Here is a 585-nt window from a genome sequence, read left to right on the forward strand (position 1 = left end):
ACTGTGTCAAAGGTTAAAAAATCAAGACCTTTAATACAGTTTTTTTATGGACAAAAAAGAAAAATTCGACTATGAAGAGCTCAAGCGCAAGACCCTTGAGCAATTACGATCCGGTAAATCCCTATTTGGCAAAGATGGGGCGTTTGCACCATTATTGAAAGATATTCTAGAAGCAGCTCTGCAGGGTGAGATGGAAGGGCATCTCGATGAAGAACAAAGAGCCGCAGGGAACCGTAAGAATGGCAAAGGCAACAAAAAGCTCAAAACAGGGGATGGCACTCTCGATCTGGAGACTCCGCGTGATCGGTCGGCGACCTTCGAGCCTCAGATTATTAAAAAGCGGGAGACTATTTTGGCCGAGAGCCTGGAAAACAAGATCATCGGCATGTATGGGCACGGCATGAGCTTCCGTGATATTTCCGCCCACATTAAGGACATGTATGACACTGAAATCTCGGCTGCAACCTTATCGTCCATTACTGATAAAATTATTCCTCTGGTAAAAGAATGGCAGGCCCGGCCATTAGAACCGCTATACTGCATCGTGTGGCTGGACGCCATGTTCTATAAGGTTAAAGAGGAAGG

Annotated in this window: 1 protein-coding gene; it reads left to right on the plus strand. The window is 45.6% G+C overall.

Annotation, left to right across the window (positions count from 1 at the left end; translation table 11 throughout):
- Positions 1-46 precede the first annotated feature (46 nt).
- Positions 47-585 (plus strand): transposase (locus JUB15_RS28330; RefSeq protein WP_207516124.1); only part of this gene is annotated, 539 nt, incomplete at its 3' end.

It is taken from the genome of Longitalea luteola, from assembly GCF_017356035.1.
Taxonomy (GTDB): domain Bacteria; phylum Bacteroidota; class Bacteroidia; order Chitinophagales; family Chitinophagaceae; genus Niastella; species Niastella luteola.